General features: G+C 54.5%; 24 protein-coding genes and 1 pseudogene. 21 read left to right on the top strand and 4 right to left on the bottom strand.

The genetic code is table 11. From position 1 onward, the window contains the following. The first annotated feature begins 211 nt into the window (after positions 1-211). The 5 genes from NSU18_RS04250 to NSU18_RS04230 all read left to right on the top strand — a co-directional run bounded on the left by NSU18_RS04250 (position 212) and on the right by NSU18_RS04230 (position 4791). Positions 212-1195 carry an aldo/keto reductase gene (locus tag NSU18_RS04250; protein WP_341148324.1) on the top strand — a complete coding sequence of 328 codons (984 nt, stop codon included), beginning with the start codon at positions 212-214 and terminating at the stop codon, positions 1193-1195. 9 nt (positions 1196-1204) lie between these two features. Next, positions 1205-3241 carry a translation factor GTPase family protein gene (locus NSU18_RS04245; protein ID WP_341148323.1) on the top strand — a complete coding sequence of 679 codons (2037 nt, stop codon included), beginning with the start codon at positions 1205-1207 and terminating at the stop codon, positions 3239-3241. Beyond that, on the top strand, positions 3234-3635 hold the full coding sequence (locus NSU18_RS04240) for an NUDIX hydrolase (protein ID WP_341148322.1): 402 nt from the start codon (positions 3234-3236) through the stop codon (positions 3633-3635). Before NSU18_RS04245 ends, NSU18_RS04240 begins: the two co-directional genes overlap by 8 nt. Before the next feature lie 208 nt (positions 3636-3843). After that, positions 3844-4269, top strand: a complete 426-nt coding sequence (locus tag NSU18_RS04235; protein ID WP_341021717.1) for a DMT family transporter — start codon at positions 3844-3846, stop codon at positions 4267-4269. Positions 4270-4287: 18 nt separating this feature from the next. Next, complete coding sequence (locus NSU18_RS04230) at positions 4288-4791, top strand: DMT family transporter (protein ID WP_341021719.1); 504 nt, start codon at positions 4288-4290, stop codon at positions 4789-4791. 93 nt (positions 4792-4884) lie between these two features. Here NSU18_RS04230 and NSU18_RS04225 read toward each other — a convergent pair whose 3' ends face one another. Both NSU18_RS04225 and NSU18_RS04220 read right to left on the bottom strand, forming a co-directional pair. Next, positions 4885-5934: an anthranilate phosphoribosyltransferase gene (locus NSU18_RS04225; protein ID WP_341148321.1), complete on the bottom strand. Its 1050-nt coding sequence runs from the start codon at positions 5932-5934 to the stop codon at positions 4885-4887. Positions 5935-5946: 12 nt separating this feature from the next. Continuing rightward, positions 5947-6543: an ANTAR domain-containing response regulator gene (locus NSU18_RS04220; RefSeq protein WP_341021722.1), complete on the bottom strand. Its 597-nt coding sequence runs from the start codon at positions 6541-6543 to the stop codon at positions 5947-5949. A gap of 339 nt (positions 6544-6882) precedes the next feature. Between NSU18_RS04220 and nirB the strand changes: the two genes are divergently transcribed. From nirB to NSU18_RS04190, 6 genes are all read left to right on the top strand, one after another. Then, positions 6883-9312 carry a nitrite reductase large subunit NirB gene (gene nirB, locus NSU18_RS04215; RefSeq protein ID WP_341148320.1) on the top strand — a complete coding sequence of 810 codons (2430 nt, stop codon included), beginning with the start codon at positions 6883-6885 and terminating at the stop codon, positions 9310-9312. Positions 9313-9331: 19 nt separating this feature from the next. Continuing rightward, a complete protein-coding gene (gene nirD, locus NSU18_RS04210; RefSeq protein WP_076086655.1) occupies positions 9332-9643 on the top strand; it encodes a nitrite reductase small subunit NirD in 312 nt (103 codons plus the stop codon). A gap of 39 nt (positions 9644-9682) precedes the next feature. After that, entirely contained in the window at positions 9683-10552 is an 870-nt protein-coding gene (locus NSU18_RS04205; RefSeq protein ID WP_341148319.1) for a formate/nitrite transporter family protein, read from the top strand. After that, on the top strand, positions 10549-11316 hold the full coding sequence (cobA, locus tag NSU18_RS04200; RefSeq protein WP_341148318.1) for a uroporphyrinogen-III C-methyltransferase: 768 nt from the start codon (positions 10549-10551) through the stop codon (positions 11314-11316). The genes NSU18_RS04205 and cobA overlap by 4 nt, the downstream gene beginning before the upstream one ends. A gap of 235 nt (positions 11317-11551) precedes the next feature. Then, positions 11552-11872, top strand: a complete 321-nt coding sequence (locus NSU18_RS04195; RefSeq protein ID WP_341021730.1) for an iron-sulfur cluster biosynthesis family protein — start codon at positions 11552-11554, stop codon at positions 11870-11872. 75 nt (positions 11873-11947) lie between these two features. Next, the gene (locus tag NSU18_RS04190) at positions 11948-12154 is read left to right on the top strand and encodes a hypothetical protein (RefSeq protein ID WP_341148317.1); all 207 of its coding nucleotides are present in this window, start codon (positions 11948-11950) and stop codon (positions 12152-12154) included. Between the two features lie 48 nt (positions 12155-12202). Here NSU18_RS04190 and NSU18_RS04185 read toward each other — a convergent pair whose 3' ends face one another. Next, complete coding sequence (locus NSU18_RS04185; RefSeq protein WP_341148316.1) at positions 12203-12961, bottom strand: SDR family oxidoreductase; 759 nt, start codon at positions 12959-12961, stop codon at positions 12203-12205. A 135-nt stretch (positions 12962-13096) separates the two neighbouring features. On the opposite strand from NSU18_RS04185, the gene NSU18_RS04180 reads away from it, so the two are divergent. From NSU18_RS04180 to NSU18_RS04170, 3 genes are all read left to right on the top strand, one after another. Further along, positions 13097-14482 carry a sedoheptulokinase gene (locus tag NSU18_RS04180; RefSeq protein WP_341148315.1) on the top strand — a complete coding sequence of 462 codons (1386 nt, stop codon included), beginning with the start codon at positions 13097-13099 and terminating at the stop codon, positions 14480-14482. Between the two features lie 135 nt (positions 14483-14617). Further along, complete coding sequence (locus NSU18_RS04175) at positions 14618-15253, top strand: type 1 glutamine amidotransferase family protein (protein WP_341148314.1); 636 nt, start codon at positions 14618-14620, stop codon at positions 15251-15253. 131 nt (positions 15254-15384) lie between these two features. Further along, positions 15385-16302 (top strand): class I SAM-dependent methyltransferase, encoded by a 918-nt coding sequence (locus tag NSU18_RS04170; protein WP_341148313.1) that lies wholly within the window; start codon positions 15385-15387, stop codon positions 16300-16302. On the opposite strand, the gene NSU18_RS04165 is transcribed toward NSU18_RS04170, so the two are convergent. After that, positions 16292-16891, bottom strand: a complete 600-nt coding sequence (locus tag NSU18_RS04165) for a hypothetical protein (RefSeq protein ID WP_341148312.1) — start codon at positions 16889-16891, stop codon at positions 16292-16294. The two genes, NSU18_RS04170 and NSU18_RS04165, sit on opposite strands and share 11 nt — an antisense overlap. Positions 16892-17022: 131 nt before the next feature. Between NSU18_RS04165 and NSU18_RS04160 the strand changes: the two genes are divergently transcribed. From NSU18_RS04160 to NSU18_RS04130, 7 genes and pseudogenes are all read left to right on the top strand, one after another. Further along, on the top strand, positions 17023-17505 hold the full coding sequence (locus tag NSU18_RS04160) for a GNAT family N-acetyltransferase (protein ID WP_341021743.1): 483 nt from the start codon (positions 17023-17025) through the stop codon (positions 17503-17505). 354 nt (positions 17506-17859) lie between these two features. Further along, positions 17860-18630: a flavodoxin family protein gene (locus NSU18_RS04155; RefSeq protein WP_341148311.1), complete on the top strand. Its 771-nt coding sequence runs from the start codon at positions 17860-17862 to the stop codon at positions 18628-18630. A gap of 46 nt (positions 18631-18676) precedes the next feature. Then, the gene (locus NSU18_RS04150) at positions 18677-19099 is read left to right on the top strand and encodes an FMN-binding protein (protein WP_341021746.1); all 423 of its coding nucleotides are present in this window, start codon (positions 18677-18679) and stop codon (positions 19097-19099) included. 334 nt (positions 19100-19433) lie between these two features. Beyond that, positions 19434-19973: pseudogene (locus NSU18_RS04145) on the top strand (RCC1 domain-containing protein); the annotation flags it as partial. Between the two features lie 119 nt (positions 19974-20092). Next, entirely contained in the window at positions 20093-22753 is a 2661-nt protein-coding gene (locus NSU18_RS04140) for a sensor histidine kinase KdpD (RefSeq protein WP_341148310.1), read from the top strand. Continuing rightward, positions 22746-23462: a response regulator transcription factor gene (locus tag NSU18_RS04135; protein ID WP_341021752.1), complete on the top strand. Its 717-nt coding sequence runs from the start codon at positions 22746-22748 to the stop codon at positions 23460-23462. Before NSU18_RS04140 ends, NSU18_RS04135 begins: the two co-directional genes overlap by 8 nt. Positions 23463-23701: 239 nt before the next feature. Then, positions 23702-24031, top strand: coding sequence for a hypothetical protein (locus NSU18_RS04130; RefSeq protein WP_341148309.1), 330 nt, complete (start codon positions 23702-23704; stop codon positions 24029-24031). The last annotated feature ends 29 nt before the right edge of the window (positions 24032-24060 follow it).

Raw genomic sequence — 24060 nt, 5'->3', positions numbered from 1 at the left:
GAGACGGAAGAAGAATCTTAAGCTACAAGCGGAGAATTAGGAAGTGCAGGTGTGTGCAGGGCCGGATTGCCCGAATGCTCACCGGAGTGACGATCAAGCTTCGAGTGAAATCCAGCCGCCAACTGGACCTTACCGGTCAAACCCTTCATAATAAGAAGAGTTGAGAACGCTTCACACAAATCACACAAACTCATAAACGGAGGTTCATAGCATGAAATACCGCGAGCTGGGAAATACGGGGCTGTCTGTCAGCGAAGTCAGCTTTGGCACTTGGGCGATTGGCGGGGACTGGGGTAACAGCAAGGATGAGGACGGGCTAAGAGGCTTGCAGGCAGCGATGGAGCAGGGCGTGAATTTCTTCGATACGGCAGACGTCTATGGCGGCGGTCATGCGGAGGAGCTGCTTGCCAAGGCGACCCGGGGGAAGCAAGATGAGATCCATATTGCCACGAAGTTCTGCCGCGCCGGAGATATCCATGACCCGGAGAATTATTCCGCGCGCCGGATCAGCGAATACTGTGAGCAGAGCCTGCGGCGTCTGGAGCGGGAAGCGATTGATCTGTATCAGATCCACTGTCCGCCGATGGAGATTCTGCGTGATGGGAGTGTGTTCGCGGCGCTGGATCAATTGAAGGCCAAGGGTAAAATCCGTCACTACGGCGTCAGTGTTGAGACCATCGAGGAGGGCTTGCTCTGCCTTGAGCATCCTGGTGTTTCGGCGCTTCAGATCATTTTCAATCTGTTCCGCCAGCAGCCGGCACAGGAGCTGTTGCCGCAGGCTGCGGCTAAGGGTGCAGGAATTCTGGTGCGTCTGCCGCTGGCCAGCGGTCTGCTGACCGGCAAGTTCACGGCGTCCAGTACCTTCCAGGAGAATGATCACCGGAAATTCAATGCGAACGGGGAGCAGTTCAATGTGGGCGAGACTTTTGCCGGTCTGCCTTTTGGTAAGGGGGTAGAGCTGGCGCAGAAGCTGGATTGGATCGCTGAAGGACGCGGCAATATGGCCCGGGCCTCCATGCGCTGGATTCTGGACCATCCGGCCGTCAGCTGTGTGATTCCGGGCTTCAAGAATGAGGCTCAGGTGAACGATAATCTGGCCACACTGGATGTACCCTCCTTCAGTCCAGGGGATATGGAGCGCCTGGCTGCCTTTTACCAATCAGAGGTGGTTCCGCATATCCGTGGAGAGGTGTAGCAGCAATATATGAATATAACTGTAGGACTGCTCGCCCATGTAGATGCCGGGAAGACGACCTTCGCCGAGCAGCTGCTCTACCATACCGAAGCCATCCGCAGCAGGGGGCGTGTGGACCATCAGGATACGTTCCTGGATACCCATGAGATTGAAAAAGCACGCGGGATCACCGTCTTCGCCGATCAGGCGGAGTTCACCTATAAGGATGCCCGCTATTTCCTGCTGGATACACCGGGCCATGTCGATTTCTCCCCGGAGATGGAACGCTGTCTGCAGGTGCTGGACTATGCAGTGGTGATTCTCAGCGCAGTGGAGGGAGTAGAGAGCCACACCGAAACGCTCTGGCAGCTGCTGCGCCAGCACCGGATTCCGACCCTGTTCTTCATTAACAAAACCGACCGTGCAGGGAGTGACCCTGAGCGGGTCCTGGAAGAGATCCGGCAGCTGCTTAGCGGCGATGCCTTGCTGTTGCCGGAGCAGCCGGAAGCTGCGTGGACCGAGGAGATGAAATCGTTCCTTGCCGAACGCGAGGAGACGCTGCTGGAACCCTATCTTGAAGGCAGGCTGACAGACAGCGGTTGCCGCATTGCACTGAGGTCTATGGTAAAGCGCGGAGAGATTTTCCCATGTATGCACGGCTCTGCGCTGCTGGACCGCGGGGTGAGTGAATTTCTGGAGATGCTGGATGCGCTCACGTTCACGGAGTACGATCATACGCTGCCTTTTGCCGGGAGGGTCTACAAGATCCGCCACGATGCCAGAGGTACGCGTATCACCTACATCAAAGCGCTGCAGGGCGTGCTGAAGAACCGCGAGAGCTTGGCTTATGGCGCAGAAGCGGAACAAACCTCCGAACGGATTACCGGAATCCGCAAATATAACGGTACTGCTTATAGCGCTGCTGACTGGGCTGCCGCCGGGGAGCTGTTCGCCGTTGTCGGCCTAAGCTCCGTGCTGCCGGGTGCGGGAGTAGGCGAACTTCAGGACGCGCAGAGCAGCGGACTGATTCCCACCTTGAAATCCAAGGTGCTCTTCAAGCCGCCCGTGCACCTGAAGGAGCTGATGCATGCCTTCGGACAGCTTGGCGCGGAAGATCCGTCACTGAATGTAAGCTGGGATGAAGATCTCCAGGAGCTGCATATTCATGTGATGGGCGGGATACAGCTTGAGATTCTGGAGCAGATCGCGGCGGAGCGGTTCCAGCTTAAAATCTCGTTTGGCCCGCCGGAGATTCTCTATAAGGAGACTATTGCGGGTACAGTCTATGGTTGCGGGCATTTTGAGCCGCTGGGCCACTACGCCGAGGTGCATCTCATGCTTGAGGGCGGGGAACGCGGGAGCGGGATCACGTTCATGAACCGCTGCCACCCGGATGATCTCACATTAGGCTACCAGCATCAGATTGAGCAGCATCTGCTGGAGAGCGGCCATCACGGCCTGCTGACCGGTTCCCCGCTGACGGATCTGAAGATCACCTTGCTGACGGGAAAGGCACATAATAAGCACACGAGCGGCGGTGATTTCCGGGAAGCAGCTTACCGCGCCTTGCGACAGGGGCTGGAGCAGGCAGATAATCTGCTGCTGGAGCCGGTCTACGACCTGAAGATCCGGATAGATCCGGACGATGTGGGAAAGGTTATGAGTGATATTCAGCAAGCCGGCGGCCGCTTCAATCCCCCGGATATTTCACCGTCCAAGGCGGTAATTACGGGCATAGTTCCGGCGGCAAGCTTCATGAATTACGGGGTGAGACTGGCGGCGATGACGCAGGGCAAGGGATCGATGTCGCTCAGAGTAGCCGGATATGAGCCTTGCCACCAGACCGGGGCGGTGGTGGAGCAGCGGAATTATAATAAAAATGCAGACCCGGCCTACTCCTCGGCGTCTATTTTTTGCGCTAAAGGTGAGGGATATGCTGTACCCTGGGAAGAGGCCGGACAGCATATGCATATTCAAGCAGCAAGCAGGAACGGGTACACTGTTCTTAAACGGGCAGTTCCGTTTCAGCGTGACGCAGAAGGAAAGGTGCAGACTAACAATGAGTAATGTAATAGATAAGGTAGCCTGGATCTATGTTGTGGACGGCAAGGTACTGGGCGCGCGTTCCACAGGCAAGGACACTTATTATTTCCCCGGCGGTAAGCGGGAGCCCGGCGAGAGTGATGCCGAGACTCTCATCCGCGAGATTGAGGAGGAGCTGTCCGTTCAGATCCTGCCGGAGACGATTGCAGCGTTCGGAAGCTTTGAGGCTCCCGCCCATGGCAAAGCGGAAGGCGTGCTCGTGCGGATGACCTGCCTGACCGCAGATTTCACAGGCGAGCTTGCCCCGGCTTCGGAGATTGAGGAGCTGGCCTGGTTAACCTATAAGGACATAGACAGGGTATCGGCGGTCAGTGTCATCATCATGGACAAACTGCGGGAGATGAGCCTCATCTCCTGAGAGTCAGACGTAAACCCATCTTGTCCGAAAAGTCTATGAAAGCCCGTTTTGAGCCGGAATCCGGCCTGAAACGGGCTTGTTGTCTCTTTAGCAGGGCGATGCAGGCGGCGCGGCTAGCAGACTTTTACCGAATAGGACATATGTCCTTCCCGAATCCGGCGAACTGGCTTTTAATAAGTAGAGAGAAGCAAAAAGAGGAGAGAGACAGATGAAAGGAATACTATTCGCATTTATGGCCGGGGCCTGCATTACACTTCAGGGGGTAGCCAATGCCAGAATCAGCCAGGATATCGGCACGTGGCAGGCGGCAACCATTACCCAGCTTACCGGATTCATTATGGCGTTAGCGATAGCGCTGGTGGTACGGGACGGCAAAAAGCACGGCTTCCGCAAGGTACATCCGCTATACATCAGCGGCGGCGGTCTGGCCGCCTTCGTGATTTTCAGTGAGGTGACGGCGATTCAGAACATAGGGGTTACACTTACGATCTCGGCGCTGCTGATTGCGCAGCTCTGCCTGACGTTCATCATTGATATCCGGGGCTGGTTCGGTGTCGTCCGGCAAAAGATGAAGCTGCCGCAGTTTATCGGCATCGGGATGATGATTCTCGGGGTAGTTGTACTAAAGTTCTAAACGAAGGGGGTAAGAGATATGTTAGCAGGATTAGTACTTGCACTGATCGCGGGCGCGCTGGTCAGTTTACAGAATATTTTCAACGCCAAGGTTAATGAACACACAGGCTCTTGGTCGACTACAACACTGGTACTAGGTATGGGTTTCGCCGCATCCCTCGTCATGGGGCTGATTATGGAAGGGAAAAATATGTTCACGCTGCAGCACATGCAGCCCTGGTACTGGTTAAGCGGAATGATCGGCGTGGGGGTCGTGATCTGCCTGGTCCAGGCCACCAGAATCCTTGGCGCAACTTATGCCATCTCGATTGTACTAACTGCCCAGCTCGGCTTCGCCTTGCTGTGGGATTCACTGGGCTGGCTGGGCCTGGCGAAGGTTCCGTTCTCGTTAAACCAGCTAATCGGCGTGCTGATCATTGTCGGCGGCATCCTGGTCTTCAAGCTGGGCGGCACAAGCGATGCTAAAGAGCCCGCCGGGAGCCAGGGTTCCGGCAAGCCGCAGGGGGCGCTGCATACGGATTAACGACGAAGCATTTGCAGTAACGGACAAGAGCGTGCACCGCAGGAATGCGGATGGCACGCTTTTTAGTGTGTGTGGAACACCGATCTCCCACTCTCATCCCTGTCCGAGTGGAGCAACTCTGCTGCCCGTCATTGCGCGATGCCAGCGCTGATACGTCTCCCAGGCCTGGCCGTTGTCCAGCAGAGGCTTGCAGGTATAGACGCCTTCTTCAATCGAGTTCACACGCCCGGCGGCATGCAGTCTGGCGGCGGCGTTAAGCAGCGTCTGGTTGTAGTAAGCCATATGCCCGCCGCCTTGCAGGACTTCTTCGGCCGTACGGAGCTGCCGCAGAGCCGTCCATTCCTGCTCGACAGGTACGGGAACCTCCAAACCAAGCGAATCGGGGTCGATGATATCCAGCTCCGCCGCTCCGTCCTGAATCCGGTATACGCGGTTCGGCCGGTCAATGTACAGGTCCTCCGAGCCTTCCACGCCCTGCACCACCAGTCCCCGCTGATAGCCGAGCTTCGCAATGAGCCGGGAGCTCCGGTCGAATACCGTATTATGGAATATCCCGAAGACAATAAACGGTGAACAGGAATAGTCGATCAGCTTCTCAGCCGTATTAAAAATCGTCCGCATCCCAATGTCCTCACGGAGTCCGCGAAGCTCACCCAGCGGCGGGCACCACTGCTCCGACTTCACAAACAGCACCCCGCCGGCTTCGGCGGCATGAACCGCGTCACTGCGGCTCAGTCCGGCTACATCCACTCCCCCGGCCTGGATGATATCCTGTAGCGTAATGCCCCATTTGGGCGGCAAGCCCGCTGAACCATGCAGGGTAACCGGCAGACCTGCGGCCGACAGCAGAAAGGCCGTGGGGAAGGTTGCAATGAAGGAATGTACCCTGCCGTCATACGGACCGGCGCAGTCAATTCCCTGGTGAACAGGCTCACGGAAGGCATATTTACGGCAGACTGCTACAAAAGCCTCCAGCTCCTCCAGGCTCTCCAGCTTCATGCGCTCTGCGATCAGGAACGCGCCAATCTGCACCGGCGAAGCGGACCGGGTGAGTATGGCCTCGGCCGCATATTCAGCTTCCCCGTAGCTTAAATCCTTCGCACCGCGTTTGCCGCGGGCAACTTCCCTCAGAATATTAATCATATGGCGTTCTCCTTAAGTTTGATCCTGCAGCATCTGGTAGACCTTGACGATGGAGGTTGCTACATCCACGATCCGTTTGCGTTCATTCATTGCCTGCTTGCGCAGCAGGTCATAGGCTTCCGATTCACTGATATTCTTGGCCTTGGACAGAATGCCCTTGGCCATGTCGATCCATTTGCGTTCTTCAATCCGGGAGAGCAGCTGCTCCCGTTCCTTCAACCATTGCTTGCGCTCGAAGCATTGCCTGGCACTGAAATGCAGCGTCCAGTGAATCTCCGGCGGCTTCATAGCAGGGGATAGAATGCCGTCCACCATAATATCGTCGCCGCAGGCAGAGACGGAGAGGTTAGCGGTATGCGGGGTACACCACCAGATTACTGGCGCAAGCTTATGCTGCACCAGCAGGGTTCTCCAATGGCTGATATCCGTCACCGGAAGATTGAGGATGAAGGCATCGGCATCGCCGATGAACGGGGCAGCCTGCTCCGGTGACGCTGCGCTTCCTACTACATAGCCGCAAGAGCTTAGGATGTGGTCAGGTCCTTCAGAGGAGCGCGCTTCTGCGGGATTCTCTGTTCCAGCAGGTTCTATTACGAGCAGGGAATGCATGGGGACGACGCTCCTTTTACCTAAGAATAGAGACATCTTGTATAATTGCTCACAATCTAATTTACAGGATAGTTAATGTTATATTATATAACACAAAATCAACGTTCTTGTCGATAAATTAAATTAATTAAATTTTATATGTCATAATTATTGACGTATCGTAGACGGCTGTAGTATAGTCGTTTTAACAAATTCAACAATTCACGAATACAACGATGTATTCGGCTGAAGCGGCAATGGCGCCTGCTCTCACTTATAACGCTTACGGGAAAAGTATCTTTTCCGGGCGGAGTGAAGCGGGCTATTTCTGTTGTGCACCTGGAGAGGAGAGAGATACAGATGACAGTGAAACGTAAAAAACTGATATTAGTCGGCAATGGGATGGCGGGGGTCAGAGCCATTGAGCATCTGCTCAAATTGGCGCCGGAGGCGTACGAGATTACGATTTTTGGCACAGAGCCTTATCCCAATTATAACCGCATCATGCTGTCTTCCGTGCTGGCAGGCGGGGCAAGCCTGGATGAAATCGTCATTAATGATCTCGAATGGTACCGCAGCTTCAATATTACCTTATACACAGGACACACAGTAACTTCTATTAACACTGCTGCACGTACAGTCAATACGGATAAAGGAGTTACGGCTGCGTATGATGAGCTGATTCTGGCGACCGGCTCCAATCCCTTTATGCTGCCGATCCCCGGAACAGAGAAGGAGGGCGTTATTGCCTTCCGTGACATCAAGGATACTCAAATCATGCAGGACGTATCGCAAAAATATAACAAAGCGATAGTCATCGGCGGTGGTCTTCTCGGACTTGAAGCGGCCAGAGGGCTGCTGCACCTGGGGATGGACGTCTCGGTGGTTCACATCCACGAGTATATTATGGAGCGTCAGTTAGACGAGACCGCTTCCCGGATGCTGCGGGGAGAGCTCGAAGCTCAGGGCATGAAGTTCCTGCTGAAGAAGCAGTCGGAAGCCATTCTCGGCAAAAAGAGAGTCAAAGGCCTGCTGTTCGCAGACGGCGAGATGGCGGAGGCTGATCTGATTGTGATGGCAGTCGGCATCAAGCCGAATGTGGAGCTTGCCCGCAGCAGCGGGATTGAGGTGAACCGGGGCATCGTGGTGAACGATTATATGGAGACCAGCCTGCCCGGCATTTACGCCGTCGGGGAATGTGCAGAGCATCGCGGCATTGCCTACGGCCTGGTAGCCCCGCTGTATGAGCAAGGCGCTGTGCTGGCCAAAAGACTGGCAGGCGCTCCCACAGAGGGCTACGCCGGTTCGGTGACCTCGACGAAGCTGAAGGTGTCCGGCGTCGATGTTTTCTCGGCGGGACAGTATATTGAACAGCCCGGTACGAAGGCGCTCCGGTTCCAGGATGAGACGGAAGGAATCTACAAGAAGCTGGTCATTCAGGATGATAAGCTAATCGGTGCCGTGCTGTTCGGGGATACCAATGACGGCGCGCAGCTCTTCTCAATGATTAAGAAGGGCGAGAATATCAAGGGGCGCGAGAAGGAGCTGCTGCTCGGCCTTCCGGCCGATGCGCTGGCTTCGCCCAAGGGCAACCGGCTGGAAGGGATGCCGGATGACGAGATCATCTGCGGGTGCAATGGTGTAACGAAGGGAACCATTGCCGAAGCGATTACCGCCGGCGGCTGCACCAGTGTCGGCCAGATCAAGGCCTGCACCAAAGCATCCGCCTCCTGCGGGGGCTGCAAGCCATTGGTAGAGGGACTGCTCCAGCTCTATGCCGGAGAGGCGGCCGTTACGGTCAAGGAGGGAATCTGCGGCTGCACGACGCTTGGACGGGATGAGATTGTCGCCGAGATCAAGCGGATGAAGCTGACCACGGTGAAGGAAGTCATGCATGTATTGTCCTGGAGCAATGAGGAAGGCTGCCCGAAATGCCGCCCTTCGCTGAATTATTACCTGGGTATGCTCTGGCCGGAGGAATACGTGGATGAGAATGAATCCAGATATACGAATGAGCGCTACCATGCCAATATCCAGAAGGACGGGACGTATTCAGTAGTGCCGAGAATCTACGGCGGGGTCACTTCTCCCGCAGAGCTGATCAAGATAGCGGAGGTGGCGGTGAAATACGATGTGCCGCTGGTCAAGTTCACCGGCGGGCAGCGCCTGGATTTGCTGGGCGTGAAAAAGGAGGATCTGCCGAAGATGTGGGAGGAGCTGGATATGCCCTCCGGCCATGCTTACGGCAAAACGCTGCGCACCGTAAAGACCTGCGTAGGCTCCACCTTCTGCCGGTTCGGGACCCAGGATGCGCTGGGGATGGGGATTCGGCTGGAAAAGGCTTTTGAACGGCTGAATGCTCCGGGTAAGGTGAAGCTGGCCGTATCCGGGTGTCCGCGCAACTGTGCGGAAGCGACAATCAAGGACTTTGGGGTGGTGGCGATAGACGGCGGCTGGGAGCTGCATGTCGGCGGCAACGGCGGCGTCCATGTCCGGGCGACCGATCTGCTCTGCGTGGTGAAGACCGATGATGAGGTCCTGGAATGGGCAAGTGCGTTCCTGCAGTATTACCGCGAGCAAGCCGGATGGAATGAACGGACTGCACAGTGGATCGAGCGCGTGGGTCTGGACAGCATCAAGCAGGCGCTGGAATCCCCGGAGGAACGGGCGGCGCTGGTGGAGAGAATCCAGAAGACGCTCAGCCTGACTACTGATCCATGGAAGCAGATTGTAAATACGCCGGAGCTGCGCAAGAATTTCGAAGCGATCTCGTTACCCGAGACGGTCTAAGGAGGAACCCGAAATGACAATGACCAAACTGCTAATCGGCAACCTGAATGAGGTAGATATCAAAGGATCACGTAAATTGCGGGTAGGCGATACCGAGATTGCCTTGTTCCGGCTAAGCAGCGGAGAGGTGCTGGCGGTGGAGAACCGTTGTCCGCACAAGGGCGGGCTGCTCTCGGAGGGCATGGTCTGCGGCTCCAAGGTGCACTGCCCGCTCCATGACTGGCGGATCGAGCTGCATACGGGTGAGGTGCAGGCCCCCGATACGGGACATGTGACTACCTATGAGGTGGAAGTCGATCACGCCACAGGCAGCTTGTACTTAACGATCTGATTCATTCATACAGGGACACGTATAAAGGGGGATTCATCAATGGACTATGTCAAACCAGGCGAAGTGCTGGGCTCCATGATTGAAGCGGGAAAAACCAAAGCAGAACTGGGCATCATGCAGCTCATTGTCCGCGGCAGTCTCGGCGGTGCCATTCTGGCATGCGCGACCACACTGGCCTTCACCGCTGCGGCACAGACCAAGATCCCTATGGCGGGCGCGATTCTTTTTCCGGTAGGCTTCGTGATGATTATTCTCCTCGGGCTGGAGCTGGTTACCGGCAGCTTCGCCTTGATTCCGCTGGCTGTACTGGAGAAGAAGACTACCGTCAGGCGCATGCTGGGGAACTATTTCTGGGTGATTCTCGGGCATTTGATCGGGTGTGCCGTCTATGCCGCATTATACGGGCTGACAATTACGAAGATGGGCACTGATCTGTCGAACCCCATGGTGCAGACGCTCATTACGGCAAGTGAAGGGAAGACGAAGGCTTATCAGAGTCTGGGGGCAGAGGGACTGGGGCTGGCCTTCATCAAGGCAATGCTCTGTAACTGGATGGTTACGCTGGGTGCAGTGATGGCGATGACCTCGAAATCCACCTCCGGCAAAATCCTCGCCATGTGGCTCCCCATCCTGACCTTCTTCGGACAGGGCTTCGAGCACACGGTTGTCAATTTCTTCGTCATTCCGGCGGGGATGATGCTTGGAGCGAATGTGACTATAGCGGACTGGTGGATCTGGAACGGCATTCCGGTGCTGCTCGGCAACTTCGCCGGAGGACTGTTGTTCACAGGCCTTCTATTCTACTTATCGCAAAAAAGCAGCAGACCTGGTGCTTCTGCGGCAGCGGAGCTTCCGGGACGCGGAGAAGCGGGGCTCCCGGGCACACCTGCCCTGGAGAAAAGCCTATGAAGCAGGGCAGCATATCCATTGTTGGTGCGGGTCCAGGCGATCCCGAGCTGATTACATTGAAGGCGCTGCGGCGCATTCAACGTGCCGACGTAATTCTGTACGACCGGCTGGTGAATGAGGAGCTGCTGGTCTATGCCAGAGGCGATGCCCTGCGCATCTACTGCGGCAAAGCGCCGGGTCTGCATTCGATGCCTCAGGAGGCAACGGAGCGGCTGATGATCCGCCATGCGGCAGCCGGAAGCCATGTAGTCCGGCTGAAAGGCGGCGACCCGTTCGTGTTCGGCAGGGGCGGGGAAGAAGCGTTATCCGCAGCCGCAGCCGGTATTCCCTATGAGGTGATTCCGGGAATCACCTCGGCAGTAGGCGCAGCCGCTTCTGCGGGCATTCCGCTGACCCATCGCGGTGTGGCGGCTTCCTTCGCCATCGTGACCGGCAGCCGCTGCCAGAGCCAGGATTCGCCGCTGCGCTGGGATGCACTGGCCCATAGTGTAGATACGCTTGTGATTTATATGGGTGTAAGCAAGCTGGGGGAGATCTGCAAGGAACTGCTGGCCCACGGCAAAGATCCGCAGACTCCGGTTGCATTAATTGAGAACGGAACAACGGTGCACGAACGGATCGTGACCGGCACGCTTGGCCATATCGGCAAGGTCGCCGCTGCGATGAAGATCAGCAATCCGGCCATGATCATTATCGGTGAGGTGGTCCAGGTCAGAGCAGAGCTGCTAAGCCTGGAGGAAGCCGTACGTTCGCAGATCGGGTGAAGCAGAATAGAGCAGGCGTTGGCATTTCCAGGCTGCGGGCCGGGTTATGGCAGCGCCTGTTTCTGTGTTATATTCAGGAAGGAGATTTTATCGATGACTTGGCATGCTGCGCTGAGAGTCATATTTTCACATTCATAGTGACTGCTGTCACACGGGTCTGCGGAGATTAGGGACTATACTTGTCGCCTACAGATACAGCATACCGGGCAGAATGTCCTGAGAGGAGTAATTGCAGATGCAAATTGAGCTTAATAGCATGACCCGCGAACGGCTGGAGCAGAGTTTGGCCGGGAAGCCTGGGCAATTCAAAATGTTCTATGATACGGAGGACTGCGGCTGTAACGGCATGCTGGTCATCCGCGTAGTCAGCGAGCCTTCGCCGACCGATATTGTGTTTCAGACTGAGCCGTTCACCTTCCTGTGTGACCGCCAGCAGGAATTGCTGTTCGATGACGTGATGCGGCTCGAAGCAGAGGCCGGGTATCCGGCCTATAAGCTGACAAGTGATTCCACCTTGTTCGGGAGTAATATCAGGGTGCAGGATGCTCGGAGCTGAAGGAGATTTGTAAAAGGCCATCTACTCGAAGAGGGGAGATGGCCTTTTTTTAAGAGAAAGCCGAACATATTGGGGATGCCGAAGACTCGTGAGCTGATTGTAATCGAAAAACCGATTACAATTGGACTGGATACGCCGCGTAGGCTGAATGTAATCGATAAAACGATTACAATTGGACAGGGCACGCCGCGTAGGCTGAATGTAATCGAAAAACCGATCACAATTGGACAGGCCACGCCGCAGCGTTTGGTCGTCTGGCTCTGGCCCAAAGGTTGCAAATGAGGGTGCTATTTCGCAATAGTGCCCTTCATTTCGTTTGAGGCCCTCAGCTTAATAAGCCGTCCACCCGCCGTCTGCGGTAATGACTGCTCCATTCACAAAGCCTGCTTCCTCTGAAGCCAGGAACAAGGCGAGTTGTGCGATTTCAGCGGGCTGGCCCATCCGTGGATTTAGTGCCATGCCAGGCTGTGTACGTTCCATGCCAAAAGGATTAATATGGGTCATGGTAGAACCAATATTGGTCTCCACACCGCCCGGCGCAATCGCATTGCAACGGATTCCTTTGGCAGCATACATGAATCCGGTATTCTTGGTAAAGCCGATAACCGCATGCTTCGAGGCTGTATAAGCCGCACCGGCCCGGGCACCGAACAGACCGCCTACCGAGGCAACGTTAATAATTACACCGTGTTGTTTTTCCAGAAAAATAGGCAGTACCTTACGCGTTGCACGCATCACCGAAGTTGTATTAACGGCGAGCACCCGCTCCCAGCTCTCATCCTCAATCTCACCCGCCGGTTCAAAATTATCCATGATTCCCGCATTATTCACCAGAATATCTACAGTGCCATAGGTGTTGACAGTACTGTCGATCAGATTTTGGATGTCAGATTCGTCTGCAACATTCGCTTGTACTGCTATGGCTTCCCCGCCGTCAGCTTTGATGTCACCGGCTACCGTCTCTGCAGCCTCCAGATGAATATCCGCCACGACAACCTTAGCCCCTTCCTTTGCAAAAAGGACGGCAATCGCCTTCCCCATCCCTGACGCCGCCCCGGTAACTACTGCCACTTTGTTGTGAAGTCTCATTTATGTACCTCCGTTTATAGTTATACTTTCTCTGTTCTAGTATCTTTTGCTTCTTAGTGTTTTATGCGCCTGGTTGACGCTATCCTTCGCGAAGGCTTAACATATGGCTATACAACAGGGAAGAGGATGGAGCCTATGATTACGGCCGGACTAGATATCGGAACTACATCCATCTCCGGGCTGCTATACGATCTGGAGAAGCGGACGATTCTGCATAGCCTTACGGAAGCGCATGCGAGCCTGCCCTTCAGTCTGAATCAGGAATGTGAGCGGCTGCAGGACCCGGAATTGATTGTGAAGCAGGTAGAACATTTACTCGAACGTCTGCTGGCGCACCAGCCGGAAGTAGCGGGCATTGGCTTAACCGGGCAGATGCATGGGATTGTCTATTTGGATAAAAGCGGAAGGGCACTAGGTCCGCTGTATACCTGGCAGGACGGACGGGCGGGACAGCTCACCGGAGGGACTGGCAGTCCTACCTATGCGCAGCAGTTCAGTGACCTTACCGGTTACACTGTAGCTCCCGGCTACGGACTCGCCACCCATTACTTTAATATTTGCAGGCAGCTTGTCCCGGAAGATGCAGTCAGCTTCTGCACGATTGCTGACTACATTGCGATGAGGCTGGCAAACTGTGATGTGCCGCGGATCGATGCAACGCAGGCAGCGGGAATCGGGGGCTTCAGTCCAAGGATAGGGGATTTCGATAGAACAGAGATTAGTCTTGCCGGTATCGATCCTTCGTTATTGCCGCAGGTCGTACCCTCCGGTACGGCAATCGGTAGCACATCACAAGGCATTCCCGTGTATACCGCGCTCGGGGATAATCAGGCCAGCTTCCTGGGGAGTGTGCCGCAGCCCGGAGAATCTCTGCTGCTGAACATTGGCACAGGGAGCCAGCTCTCGGCTTGGGTACCTGAGTGTGATAACCCTCCTTCCGCGATGGAAGTACGCCCGTTCCCTGGCGGTGGGGTGCTGATGGTCGGTGCAGCCCTGAGCGGCGGCAAGTCTTATGCTCTGCTGGAGGGATTCTTCCGGCAACTGATTACCGCATACACTGGAGAAGCGCCGACAGATATCTATTCCCTGATGTCCAGGCTGCTCAGTGAAGAGGTACCGGGAAGCGGCAGCACAGGACTTACGGTGAACACACAGTTCCTGGGGACAAGGACAGATCCGGGGAAGCGCGGCAGTGTGGAAGGAATCACGCTGGAGAATTTTACTCCCGGCGGGCTGGTCCATGCTTTTCTGCGAGGAATGGTAGATGAACTGCACGGCTTCCTGGCAGTTCTGGAACAGCAGGGCGCAGGCACATTCAGCCGCCTTATAGGCTCCGGCAATGCGCTGCGGACGAATCCGGTGCTGTGCGCCAAGGCAGAAGCTGCCTTCGGGCTACCGCTTGAGCTTGGTGAACACGCTGAGGAAGCGGCTGTAGGGGCAGCGCTCTGTGCTGCTGTCGGCGGCGGGGAGATTCCCAGCTTCAGTGAAGCGGGTGCTTATCTTAGAGCAGAGTCTAGCTGAGTTATCTTAAATAGCGGAGCGTCCACCCAAGTGCTAACGTAGATTCTTCCCATTCTCCCGATCTTCCCTGACACCGTCTGTCAGGGGAGTTTTACTATAATAGGCTATATCAAATAGTGATGGGAGAGTTGCAATATGCAAAACAGACAAGCTTATCTATATGTATTCAATACGATGTCAGACTGGGAATACGGGTATTTGGCCGCAGAACTGAACACAGGAAGGTACTTCAAAAAGGGGACAGCACCCTTAAAAGTCATCACAGTATCCGCCACCAATGAATCGGTTACAACTATGGGCGGACTGACGGTACAGCCGGATCTCACCCTGGATGAGTGCAGTTTGGCAAGCGGCGATCTTTTGATTTTACCTGGAGGCAATACGTGGGGAGAGGCGGAGAATCAGCCGGTCTTGGATAGGGCTCACGAAGCGCTCAAGCTCGGTGTGGCTGTTGCTGCGATCTGCGGGGCGACCATGGCGCTGGCGGATAAGGGGTATCTGGATGCTGTGCCGCATACAAGCAACAATCTGGATTACCTGAAAATGGTCAGCCCCGGCTATAAAGGGGAAGCTTATCATGAGGATGGGCCTGTAGCTGTCAGCGGGAAGCTGGTCACGGCATCAGGAATCGCTCCGCTGGAATTCGCGAGGGAAGTGCTAAGGGTCTTAGAGGTATTTGCTCCAGCGACCTTGGATGCATGGTACAGTCTTAACAAGACACATGAGACCGAATACTTTTTCCAGCTTATGGGCTCGTTAGATCAGGGGTAAACAGGAAATATTGTAACATCTATCATTGACAAAAAATATTTTATATGCTATAATTTACATATTAATATTTTCTGTATATAATAAGGTTCTCCTGGCCAGGGGGAATCTTATTTTTTATGGAGGAACCACCAATGAAGCAGAACAAGTCCAGCATAACTGCCTTAGTGTCCGCATTTGGCCGCGCATATCACAGTCAATTTGACAGTCCGAAGATCATCGATGATTATGTCGCACAGAAGCTGATATCACCGCAGGAGTTCGCGGACATCCGCAGGAATATGGTGCAAGGGATTACGTTCTTCAATCCTGAGATTGCGGAGAAATACCCGGATGATCCTGAAGCCATCTTGAGATGGATTGTCCAGGTTCAGTTATCCCCCACACCGCTGGCACGTGCTGCCTACTGTGAGAGCATAGTGCTGCATGAGATGAGTCTTGGGCTGAAGCAGTATGTAATTCTTGGTGCGGGGCTGGACAGCTTTGCCTACCGTTATCCTGAACTAGGGGAGCAGCTGGAGATCTTTGAAGTGGACGCTCCTGCTACCCAGGCATCCAAACAGCAGAGGCTTAAGGAAGCACAGCTTGCGGTTCCCGGCAATCTTCATCTTGTTCCCATGGACTTTACGGGCGGATTCGCTTATCCCAGTCTGCTCGCACAGGGGTTCGATCCTGATGCCTTAACCCTATTCAGCCTCCTGGGGGTATCCTACTACCTCACCAAGGAGGAGAACGCCCGCTTGATCAGCGCATTGTTCGCGAATCTGCCTGCCGGAAGCTCCATCGTGCTGGATTATGCAGATGAGCGGCTATGGGAGGAGCAGGGCTTGTCTGGCCGGGTTGGCAAAATGGTTCAGCTGGCTGCCGCCGGCGGCGAACCCATGCAATCCTGTTTTTCTTACGCGGAGATGGAGCAGTTGCTGGCTGAGGCCGGTCTGCTGGTCTACGAGCACCTGTCCCCGGAAGCCATCCAGGACCGGTTCTTCGGTAACCGTTCGGATGACCTTGCTGCTTTTGAGACAATTCATTATATTCATGCGGTTAAGAAGTAGCTTCTTCTTCATAAATAAAAGCTTCCACCGCCGCTACCGCGACATTCCGGTCAGGGTGGGAATTGTCGATCTGCGCCACCTGTGCAGGCGGGAGCGGCCAGGCTACGGTGCGGTGGCCTAGCGAAGCGCTGAAGTTCTCCCAGTGGGCGAACTTCCAGGCGTCGAGCGCGGAATGTCTGCCTTCAAGCCGTTCACGGAACATGGCCGCATCCGCAAGTCCTACCATGACGACTTTGACCTCAACCTCCTTCAGTGTGCGCCCGATGCGCGCCAGCTCGCGGCCGATCCACTCCGGATCGGCCGCTTCTTTGGTGAAGGGACCCACCACATAGATATCGCTGGACAGGCCGATATTATCGAGCGCGGCATCCATGGTGATGCGGTAGCCGAGATCGCGGCATAATCTTTTATACTCATCGGAATCTCTGTCGTCAGGGTCAAGCCCGTGCATAGTCATGATCGCGGTTGCTGCCGGACGCAGCAGAATGTCCATATCGAACACCGCCGCCGTACGCCGGGCTGCAACAGCCTTGGCTAAGGTGGTTTTGCCCGCCCCTCCGGAGCCAAGAAAAAATACCAGTCGGTTCATCTGTTTCACTCCTTATTTTGCTTGCAAATTCCAGTATAGCAGGCGCAACGTTCAGCGGGAAATGATATGATAGATTAGCTGTACATGAAGCAGGAAACGAAGCAGATAGAGGATAAAAGGAGGACAAAGATATGATTACCATCCGCCCCATTGAGCGCAGGGATAATGCGGCCATTGAGGGGATTATCCGGGAATGCCTGATTGAATTCGGCGGCAACCGCGAAGGCTTGGCCTGGGCAGATGACAGTCTGCATGATTTATATACCTATTATAATAGCGCGGAGAACCGGGCGTACTGGATTGTAGAAGTGGATGGAGAGGTGCTTGGCGGCTGCGGGATTGCAGCTTTTGACGAAACGCAGCAGATCTGTGAATTACAGAAAATGTACCTGTCCGCAGCTGTCCGCGGCCAAGGCGTTGCAGCAGAGCTGCTGGATAAAGCTCTTGCCTTCGCTAAGCAGCATTACCGCAAGTGTTACCTGGAGACGCTGCTGACGATGCAGGCGGCTGGCCGCTTCTATGTCAAGCACGGGTTCAGCCCGCTGGATGGCCCGCTTGCCGGTTCCGAGCACTATGCCTGCGATGCATGGTATATCCGGGACTTACATATCTGATTTCCTGTGGGAATATGGACACTTCTCAGGGGACCAGCAATATTTCGTATCCAAGCTTGTATTTTACTCAGAGCGGGTTTGGGATGTTGATGTTGATTCAGTAAAAGAAAAGCGGAAGGAGCCAGAAGCAGATTGCTGCTTGTGGCTTCTTGGGCATGCCAGGATTCTATTTTGCCATAATGAGCCCATACCTGTACATCTTCACCATTTGTTCAAAATCAAGCTGTGTCCATACAGACAATAACGCATATCTATGTTAATATACCTTATGAATGAATTAAATAATATTCATTCATAATCAGCGCATAGATGAATTAGAGCCACTATTTTGTATTCTAGTCTGGAGGGACAATCATGAAGAAGGTTATCGCAATCATCGGCAATCAGCAAAAGAACAATACGTACAGAGCGGTCTGCGAATTCGAGGCTCAGCTCCGCACCTTTGGGGAGATAGAGGTTGAGTATATTTTCCTGAAGGATTACAGGCTTGAATTCTGCCGGGGCTGCAAGGTGTGCTTCAATAAAGGTGAAGAGTATTGTCCGCTGAGGGATGACCGGGATGTGCTGATCGAGAAGCTGGAGCATGCGGACGGTGTGATTATGGCGGCTCCCAATTATGCGTTCCATGTTCCGGCAGCGATGAAGAATCTGCTCGACCGGCTGGCGTATGTATTCCATCGGCCGCAGTTCTTCGGCAAGACCTATACGCCGATCGTCAATCAGGGAATTCACGGCGGGAATGCGATCCGCAAATATCTAAGCAGTATGGGAGAGAACTCCGGGTTCCAGGTGACCCGGGGCTGTGTGCTGCAGACGATGGAGCCAGTTCCCACGGCAGCCGCACAGAAGAATGCTGTGAGAATCCGCAAGGCTGCGGCCCGCTTCTACAAAGGTCTGATGCGTCCGGCACCGCCGGCTCCCACATTGTTCCGCTTGCTGATGTTCCGGCTGTCCCGGACCAGCATTCAGCATATGCTGGATGAGCGGTCGAAGGATTTCCGGCATTACCAGGCTAATGGCTGGTTTGAAGCGGCGTATTATTATCCGGTCTCGCTGGGTCCTGTCAAGAGCTTGGCCGGACATCTGTTTGACCGAATCGGTAAAAGAATGGCTAAACGCGCTTGAAAATGAATGAACACAATTATATTCATTCACAGCGAGGGGGATAAACATGAAAAAGAAGGGGAAACGCAACCTGCTGCTGTTGTTTTTTACCGTGGTTCTCTTGAGTCTAATCGGTTCAGGCGCGGCCTTGCTCTATACAGAGAAAGAGCGCCGGGAAGCGAGGACCGTAGAGATTGATAGAGTGAACTTCAACAAGCTGCATGCGGGTGAGTATACAGGTGAATATGCCGGCGGAATGTATAAATGGAGGGCGAATAAGGTTATCGTAACCGTCACGGCTCACAAAGTTACAGCAATCAAGCTCCTGGAGCATGCTGAGAATCAGTCGACAGCATCTGTAGATGAATTGTTCGGCAGAGTGATTCAGGCTCAATCGCTTCAGGTAGACAGCATCAGCGGTGCCACGCTTACAAGTAAAGCCTACCTCAAGGCTATTGAGAATGCCCTTCACAAGGGCGTTGAAAGGTAACGAGTATTTTGTAATACTATATAGATTGAACTAAAAATTTAAGTTAAAGGAAAAGTGGCGGAGGGGAATTTTGGAACTGGAGGAGCGGTAGCGACCGCCTGAAAGCTTTCCGCAGGAAAGCTCGCATCGTAAGCACCAGCAGTCTACGGATTTCAACCATTAAAAATGGTAACAAATCATGAAATCTGTAGAAGGGCAGCGGCCGGAAGTCCAAAACTTCTCTGGAGTCACGGCTAATTCCAAAACATAAAACATTAGTTCAATTTATATAGCTATATCATTACGAGATCCTTATACAAAAAAAGAAACCAAAGGAGCAATCCAAATGCATATCCACCCATTATCCGCCATCGCGGCGGGACACCGCCATTCCGTTGCACTTTTGCCGGATGGATCAGTATGGGCTTGCGGCGAAAATACATACGGGCAATGCGAGGTAAGCGGCTGGAAGGATATTGTTGCCGTTGCAGCAGGCAATGCTCATACAGGGAATTCGCATACAGTAGGGCTAAGATCGGACGGAACGGTGATCGCGGCGGGTTATCTTCATACCATTGGACTCAGAGCAGATGGTACCGTAGTCAATACAGGGCTGAACAAGCGCGGACAAGGTGAGGTAGGCAGCTGGTGCAACATTAAGGCCATCTCAGCTGGCAGTCATCATACAGTAGGCTTACAATCCGACGGAACTGTGATAGCTACAGGCTGGAATGATTACGGACAATGCGAGGTAAGTGAGTGGACAGATATTGTGGACATTGCCGCAGGCTGCACCCACACGCTTGGTCTTCAGCAGGATGGCACCGTAGTTGCGGCGGGAAGTAATGGGTATGGGCAATGTGATACAGCCCTGCTGCATGGACTATCATCTTAATACAATCTTAATGCCACAGCCGAATCCGTAATACTATGCTCATTATGCACATGCTATACTAACGCTACAGTGTACAATGGCTGGTCTATAGATGGGCTTAGCGGGAAGGAAACCTTCAGATGATAGGGGAAAACACAGCGAAGAAGCGGCGCGGAAGGCTGAGGATATTCTTCAGTTATGTACCGGGAGCAGGGAAGACCCGGGCGATGCTGGAGGCTGCCTATGCGGAGCAGAAGAACGGCCAACAGGTGCTGGCAGGCTACATTGCAGCCCATGACAGAGCAGATATAGCGGAGCTTATTAACGGTCTGGAGCTGCTGCCGCCGCTGGACATTTCTGTAAACGGGATCATCGTGCATGAATTCGACCTGGACCAGGCGATCTGCAGGAGGCCGGACCTGATTCTGCTGGATGAACTAGCCCACATCAATGCTCCGGGAGTGCGCCACAAGCGGCGGTATCAGGATGTGGAGGAGCTGCTGCGCGCGGGAATAGATGTCTACACTACGGTTAGTATAGAGCAACTGGAAAGTATGACCGATGTGGTAGCATCCATGACCGGAATGGCTGAACCCGCGCATATTCCCGACAGTGTGTTCGATCGTGCGGACCAGGTCGAGTTCATTGATATCAGTCCGCACGTTTGGCTGGAGCGTCTGCATGAGGGGCGAATCTTTTCCACGGAACCGCTCCGGCAGGAGGCTGGTGAACTGTACACATCGCAGAAGCTGAGTGCTTTGCGGGAAATGGCTTTAAGGTACAGGGCGGATCAATTCAAACGTTATGAGGGCAGACTGGGGGAACGGGCAGTCGAAGCCAGCTTGTACAGCAGAGAACATATCCTGGTCTGTCTGTCGTCGGCAATATCCAATAAGAAGGTCATCCGCACAGCGGCGAGAATGGCCGAAGCTCTGCAGGGGGAATTCACTGCTCTCTACGTGGAGACCTCTCGAACGAAAGAGTTAACGGCAAGGAACAAGTCGGAGCTGCGGGAGAATCTGCGGCTGGCCGAACAGCTTGATGCACAGGTTGCCACTGTGTACGGAGAAGATGTGCCGGGACAGATCGCCGAATATGCCAAAACCAGCCGGGTCTCCAAAATTATCCTGGGCCGGTCGCAGAATCGCAGCCGCTGGTCAGTCGGTTCGAATTTCGTAGACAAACTGACGGCTGCTGCTCCGAACATCGACGTCTATATCATCCCGGATCAAGAGTCTGCCTTGCAATCCAAAATCCCGCAATATGCCAGACCTCCGCTTCTCACCCTGGCTGATACGGGCAAGACCCTGGGGATTCTGCTGGTCTGCACGATCATCGGGTTATGGTTCAAGGTTCTCGGCTTCAGTGAAGCGAACATTATTACAGTCTATATTCTGGGTGTTTTGCTCGATGCGATGGTTACAAAAGGACGGTTGTACAGCGCGGTGACATCGATTTTGAGCGTGCTGGTCTTTAACTATTTTTTCACCGAGCCGTATTTCTCGCTTCAGGCCTATGATTCCGGGTATCCGGTGACCTTCCTCGTGATGCTGGCCGCCTCGTTCATCACCAGTACGTTGACACTGCGGGTGAAGGAGCAGGCCAGGGAATCAGCGCAAAAAGCGTACCGAACCGAGGTGCTTCTGGAGACCAGCCGTAAGCTCCAGCAAGCCAAAGACACGCCCGCCATCCTGAGCGAGACCGCGCTGCAAATGCTCAAGCTGCTGGACCGTAGCATCATCATCTACGAGGTTACAGGGGATGGGCTCTCGGAGCCGCTCGTGTACAGCAAGGATGGGAGCGCGGCGAACGGCCAAAAGGATATGCTGGAAACAGAGCGTGAGGTAGCGGAATGGGTGCTGCAGAACAATAAACGGGCCGGAGCATCTACCGATACCTTCTCTGCCGCCCAATGCCTGTACCATGCGGTGCGAAGCGGCGATACGGTGTTTGCGGTGGCGGGAATTGTGATGCAGCAGGAAGAGCCGCTGGAGGTATTCGAGTCGAGTCTGATGATTGCCATGCTAGGCGAATGCGCCCTCGCGCTGGAGAAAGACAAGCTGAACGAGCTGCAAAAGGAAAGCTCCCTGCAAATCCGGCAGGAGCAGCTGCGCGCCAATCTGCTGCGCGGCATCTCGCATGATTTGCGCACGCCGCTTACGAGTATATCCGGTAACGCGGGCATCCTGATCGGCAACTCGGCGGTGCTGAGCGAGGAGCAGAAGCAGGAGCTGTACAGCGATATCTATGACGATTCGATCTGGCTGATCAATCTGGTGGAGAATCTGCTGTCGATCACCCGGATTGACAATGGGGCGCTTCATTTGAATTTTCAGGCGGAGCTGCTGGAGGAAGTGATCGCGGAAGCGCTGCAGCATGTGAACCGCAACAAGGAGGATCATATAATCCGGGCGGTGCTCGAAGAGGAGCTGCTGATGGCCAGGATGGATTCACGGCTGATCATTCAGGTGATCATCAACCTGGTGGATAATGCGATTAAGTACAGCGGGGCGGGTTCACATATTACCCTATCCGCCAGACAGGAGAATGGGCTGGTTGTGGTCGAGGTCGCTGACAACGGGCCGGGAATATCCCCGGAAGCGAAGGCCAAGGTGTTCGAAATGTTCTATACGGCGGACAATGTGCGGGGAGATGGCAGGCGCGGTCTGGGTCTGGGCCTTGCGCTCTGCAAATCAATTATTCATGCCCATGGCGGGCATATTGAAGTACAAGATTATGCACCGCAGGGAACGGTCTTCCGCTTCACCCTGCTGGCAGAGGAGGTGAATGTCCATGAATAAACCCATGATTCTGGTCGTCGAAGATGACAAGCCGATCCGCAAGCTGATTACCACAACTCTGGAGACGCAGGGCTATAAATACCATACCGCAGAGACGGGGGAGGCATCCATCCTGGAGGCGGTATCCAGTCAGCCGGATCTGATGATCCTGGACCTTGGTCTGCCCGATATGGACGGTGTGGATATTATCCGGAAAATCCGGGCGTGGTCGAACCTTCCGATCATCGTGGTCAGTGCCCGCAGCGAGGACCGCGACAAGATCGAAGCGCTGGACGCCGGAGCCGATGATTATCTGACCAAGCCCTTCAGCGTGGAGGAGCTGCTCGCCCGGCTGCGGGTCAGTCTGCGGCGAATCCGGGGGGACAGCGAGAAGCTGATGAAGGATTCGGCCTTTTTTGCGAACGGAAATTTGCGGATTGACTATGCGGCGGGCTGTGTCTGGCTGGAGGGTGACGAGATCCACCTGACGCCGATTGAGTATAAGCTGCTGTGTCTGCTGGCGAAGAATGTCGGCAAGGTCCTGACCCATAATTATATCCTGCATGAAATCTGGGGCAGTCCTACCTACGATATTCCGGCGCTTCGTGTGTTCATGGCTACGCTCCGCAAGAAGATTGAGCGCAGCCCTTCCCAGCCTAAGGTGATCCAGACCCATATCGGTGTGGGCTACCGGATGCTGCAAGCGGGAGATGATAGCAGAGTGATTTGAACCGGCTTACGGAAGCCGCATAGCGCGTTTCATAGTGCGCGTTTCATAGTGTTCCTAACCATGCCTGAGCAGGCATGGTTTTTTTGCCGTTCCGGGGGATGCTGCAAGAGCGGCTGGAGCGGCGTGCCGGCGGTATTTTAACGTAATCTTAATCTGCTGAAGTAAACCCTAATCCTGAACTAATGGCCGGAGTGGTACGCTGAATTCTGAAGTTAACCTACTGGAGAGAAGGCTTGGAGATGGATGTGTGGGTGAGAAATATCGGATGGGTGAGCATGCTGACGGCGCTGCTGGTGCTGATCAAGCGGCATTATGACCGGATCTGTCTGCTGCAAGAGTGCACCTATGAGAATAGCGGGGTGTACGCTGCGGCATACCAGTTTGCCTGCGGGGCTCCGGCCCGTGAGGTCAGTGAGCTGCTTGTGGTAAGCTTCGAGTTCGATCGTCAGGAAACGGAAGTGATCCTTGCCTGGGCGCTCCCGCACCGGATGGAGGCGGATGGGGGTTATGGTGCTTTTATCGGGGCAGTCAACAGGGTGCTGGGTGAAGAGATTTACCATCCCTCCTGAAGTCTTAATACAATCTTAATGCGCCTGAG

Source organism: Paenibacillus sp. FSL H8-0048 (genome assembly GCF_038002825.1).
Taxonomy (GTDB): domain Bacteria; phylum Bacillota; class Bacilli; order Paenibacillales; family Paenibacillaceae; genus Paenibacillus_AQ.
This window is presented reverse-complemented; position numbering and strand designations above follow the sequence as displayed.